This is a genomic window from Streptococcus parasanguinis (assembly GCF_016648925.1).
In the GTDB taxonomy this organism is placed as follows: domain Bacteria; phylum Bacillota; class Bacilli; order Lactobacillales; family Streptococcaceae; genus Streptococcus.
On record NZ_JACLQX010000042.1, the window covers coordinates 1 to 4,038 of the forward strand.

General features: G+C 34.2%; 5 protein-coding genes. 1 reads left to right on the forward strand and 4 read right to left on the reverse strand.

Going from position 1 to position 4,038, the window contains the following annotated elements; translation table 11 throughout:
• Window positions 1-88 precede the first annotated feature (88 nt).
• Complete coding sequence (locus H7T97_RS10095; RefSeq protein WP_201090177.1) at window positions 89-997, forward strand: tyrosine-type recombinase/integrase; 909 nt, start codon at window positions 89-91, stop codon at window positions 995-997.
• Window positions 998-1,281: 284 nt separating this feature from the next.
• On the opposite strand, the gene H7T97_RS10100 is transcribed toward H7T97_RS10095, so the two are convergent.
• The 4 genes from H7T97_RS10100 to H7T97_RS10115 form a co-directional block, all read right to left on the reverse strand.
• Window positions 1,282-1,794, reverse strand: a complete 513-nt coding sequence (locus tag H7T97_RS10100; RefSeq protein ID WP_201090178.1) for a GNAT family N-acetyltransferase — start codon at window positions 1,792-1,794, stop codon at window positions 1,282-1,284.
• 423 nt (window positions 1,795-2,217) lie between these two features.
• A complete protein-coding gene (locus H7T97_RS10105) occupies window positions 2,218-2,574 on the reverse strand; it encodes a class Ib ribonucleoside-diphosphate reductase assembly flavoprotein NrdI (protein WP_182322084.1) in 357 nt (118 codons plus the stop codon).
• Window positions 2,575-2,922, reverse strand: coding sequence for a hypothetical protein (locus H7T97_RS10110; RefSeq protein WP_061564378.1), 348 nt, complete (start codon window positions 2,920-2,922; stop codon window positions 2,575-2,577).
• A 199-nt stretch (window positions 2,923-3,121) separates the two neighbouring features.
• Complete coding sequence (locus tag H7T97_RS10115) at window positions 3,122-3,688, reverse strand: TetR/AcrR family transcriptional regulator (RefSeq protein ID WP_061564379.1); 567 nt, start codon at window positions 3,686-3,688, stop codon at window positions 3,122-3,124.
• Between the last annotated feature and the right edge of the window lie 350 nt (window positions 3,689-4,038).

Consider the following 4,038-nt stretch of genomic DNA (forward strand, 5'->3'; position numbering starts at 1 on the left):
CATTCTCCTACTGATAACTATTTATTATCACTATACAAATTGCCTAAATAAGTTTAAAATAACATGATTATTATTAAAGGAGATATTCATGGATTCTAAACTTATTTCTAATTACTTAAGTTACTGCAAAACGCATAAACGTTTAAGCACACATACAATTCGAGCTTACAAAAACGATCTTTTACAATTTTACAATTCAAACTACAATAATGTTGAATCATATATTGAATTTTTAACAAAATCAAATATAAAATCAAACACTCTACGACGAAAAATCGCAAGTTTGAAGGTTTTTTATAACTATTTAAAATTTCAAGATATAATTGATGAAAATCCTTTTAATCAACTACGATTTCAATTTCGGAAGGAAAAAATATTACCTAAAACCATTCCTTATGATATTTTAAAAAGTGTCTACTCATATTCAGAACAAAAAGTTATCTATTCAAAATCTAAATATCAAAAACAAAAAGCTGAAAGAAATTTACTAATCATTTCCTTATTACTTTCAACTGGCATTCGGATTTCTGAACTTTGTCATATTCATCTTAAAGATATTAATTTTTCAAATAGAACACTTCATATTATCGGGAAAGGAAAAAAAGAACGTATCCTCTTTTTAGGAGACCAAACAACCTTTAGTTTATTGAAAACATATATAAATAAATACTGCATCCGACCTAATGACTATTTATTTACTGGTCAAAATCCTCTTAAAGCACTGTCAGAACAAAGCGTACGTCTAATTTTAAAGAAGCTGGTTAAGAAAAACAACTTATCTATAACTATCACGCCACATATGTTTAGACACAGCTTTGCTACAATGCTACTGGATAAAGATGTAGATATTCGTTATATACAGCAAATACTTGGACATAGCTCTATTTCTGTAACTCAGATTTACACTCATGTATCTCAATCAAAACAAAAAGAAATACTCACTCTGTGTAATCCTATAACTTCCATTCATTCTCAATCACAAAAATCTGATAACTAGAGCTATATTAAAGTAGTTTGTTTAGAATTTTCTCTAGTTTTTTACTCTATCTATTTTTTTAACATCTAATTTCATTATTATCAACAAAAGGTAGTTCTACATTTTTGAACTACCTTTTTACATATCCTAGATCGGCAAATTAAGTTAGACTTTGTCATGTAACTCAGAAAAACATATATGGGATTTGAGAGTTCAAGTAATTCCTAAAAGTCTTTGAAATAAAAAAAGTAGACGAATGTCTACTAGAAATGTTGAGGTTTGGCAAACGGCTGGTAATGATGATGCTATAGATTCCTTATCTCAAATACTGCCGTATGAATCCACTCGTTATTCATTTGAAAGTCATTTTCTATGATTTTACTAAAGGTAAAACCATTTTTTAAAAGCACTCTCTGAGAAGCCAGATTGTACGTTGCCGTCCCCGCGATAATCTTATGTAAACCATAAGTAGTAAAGGCCTTTTCTAAAACGAGTTTAACCGCTTCACTTGCATAACCTAAATTAGTAACATTTTCTCCGATCCTATATCCAAGTTCTGCTGTTTTTCGATCATCCTCTAAGACACTTAAATTGATTCTTCCAACCATAGTACCTTGTGCATCTCTAATAAGATGCATGTAGACATCCTGATTCTCTTGTTCCCTTAACAATTCTCTTGTAATTTCTTTAAAACCTTCTGAATCAAAATAGGTAGCTGGTCTAGGAGGTAAATTCCGCTCAAAATACTCCCGATTTTCTTTTTCAAAAGAATAAACATCTATGCTATTTTCTTCAGACATCAGCTCTAAACTTATCATTGTAAACCACCTCCTATCATTCTATAAATTCAAATGTACTCATGTTCACACAAAGTGACATTTACAGAATTTACAGAGATATCTTAATTTATTCAAATCGTATTTACATTATAACACAACATACTATGAAGAAAAATAATATCCGTCAAGGACCTCATAAATTCCAACATCTTGCTAAACAAGTAGGGTTTTCTCTTGAGGCCATTTCAGAAGCACTTACTCATAGTGACATCCAAATAACGAGGACTTATGTCAATACTACTGAAACAGTAAATCAAACAGCAGGAGAAATAGCCTTTAGAAGTCTCAAAAAGCAATAGGGTGAACTTGGGGTGAATTTTGGGGTGAACTCTAGTTTTTTGAATAAAAAAAGACATCCAAGAGAAAATTCTTGAATGTCTGTTTATACAAAACTTGATGAGACTAGCACTCCGCCAAAAATGCCTGCACAGTCTTGACATCTTCTGAACTACCGCCTTGGTCAATATCGCAGATATGCTGGAGCCCATATTTTTCGATAATCAAGGCAGTCGCTCCGCAGAAGGTCCGGCCGTGTTTAACAGAGTCACCATTGTTAACAAAACCTTTAATCAGCCCAGGATGTTTCTTAATAAAGCGTTTGGTAGACCACGGAATTTTCCCAGCACCAGCATTTCGAGTAATGAGAATACAGGGCTCTTCCAGTTTCTCCTTGATGCTCTGGGTCGGATAGCCCAGTGATTCTGCAAATCGTTTTCCAATACCAGTATTTGAATCATAAACTACAATCATCTTCATCACCTACTTTCTTAAAAAAAGAATAGCAAACCAAGCCGCAAAGCCTAAAACCACAACATCAGAGATGAGCATAAGCATAAACTCTAAATCTGGCATCATGTGAATGTAAATCAGCAATGACAAAGTTGTCAAAGCCAGTGCTATCAGCTTAGCAACTGCCGGCAAGCCCGGAATCAAAGCAGCTCCGATTAGGACAATGATGAGACCTCCGACTAAAAATGACTGAAAATCCACACTTAAACTAAAACCAACTGTCGCACCGCCGTAGCCAATGGTCAAAAGACCAATTGCGACCAGACAGATACCCAAAATAGCCATTCCACTCATAGCAAATCCTCCTTGCTTATTCATTCTTTTCCTCACTTTCTATTTTTGAATAAACGCTTCCAAATATTCATTCAAAGCTTTTTAAAAAATAATTCACTTTATACTTATGCAATCACATTTCTTCCCATTCCTATTCGGACTACATAAGCCATCACCTCCTTTGTTCGTGAATGAATGGTTATATAAATTCATTCACGTCTACTTCCAAGAAAAGGAATTTCCTCTATTTGGAAAAAATTCCCTTAACAAAATATTTCACTAAAGTCTCAAGACTATCGAAGTAGCCTGAAAACTCCTGCTCTGTGACATGCATGTCTATGTAAAAAATCAAGTCATAAACCTTCATGATCTCAGCTATTTTCTCCTGCGAAAAGCCCTCTTCCTGCAAGCGCTGGCTGAAGGTCTGAATCAGAAACTGATGAAAGGCATTGGATGCTCGTCCGGAATCCTGATTATAGTAATCGTGCAGAATCTGGGAAATGCCTGGCTTGTTCCACTCAGCCAGAATTTTATTGGGTGAAATCAATTCAAAAGTGACTGCAAAAAGCTGTTCAACGATTGTCTCGGGCTCGCCCCGCCAGTCTACGCGTTGCATGATTCCCTCACGTATACGGCTATTTTCAGCTACATAAACCTCCAAGAAGATAGCTTCCTTGGACTCATAATACTTGTAAAAGGATCCGACAGCCATACGGCTCTTCTTAGCAATATCAGAAATTCCAGCTGCCTTATAGCCTTTTTCTGCAAATACTTCCCTAGCCGCAGCCAACAGCTCATTTTTTTTATCCATTTCTATGCCTCTTTTATGAATGAATTAATCTGTATATTCATTCACATTATAACACATTCTTGCTATTTGTCAAGCATTTATGCCATACTATACAAAATAGATAGTTTGCTAAACAAATTATTTTTTTAGATTATATTTTGGAGGTTGAGCTATGCTCAAGGAAAGACGAAACCAGAGTACCATCCCCCTACTGGTAATTACTTTTATTTTTCTAAGAATTTTTCAACTGTATCAAGGAGTTTGATATAGGTAAGATTTACAATAAACATAAGCGACTCCTTTAAAATAAATGATAAATAGATTATAATACTTTACAAACTACCTGAATAGTAGGCACATTTTTGTAAGGA

Bases quoted from the DNA above. Each gene is read 5' to 3' on its own strand.
- H7T97_RS10095 (WP_201090177.1), top strand. From the start codon at position 89: ATGGATTCTAAACTTATTTCTAATTACTTAAGTTACTGCAAAACGCAT.
- H7T97_RS10100 (WP_201090178.1), bottom strand. From the start codon at position 1,794: ATGATAAGTTTAGAGCTGATGTCTGAAGAAAATAGCATAGATGTTTAT.
- H7T97_RS10110 (WP_061564378.1), bottom strand. From the start codon at position 2,922: ATGAATAAGCAAGGAGGATTTGCTATGAGTGGAATGGCTATTTTGGGT.
- H7T97_RS10115 (WP_061564379.1), bottom strand. From the start codon at position 3,688: ATGGATAAAAAAAATGAGCTGTTGGCTGCGGCTAGGGAAGTATTTGCA.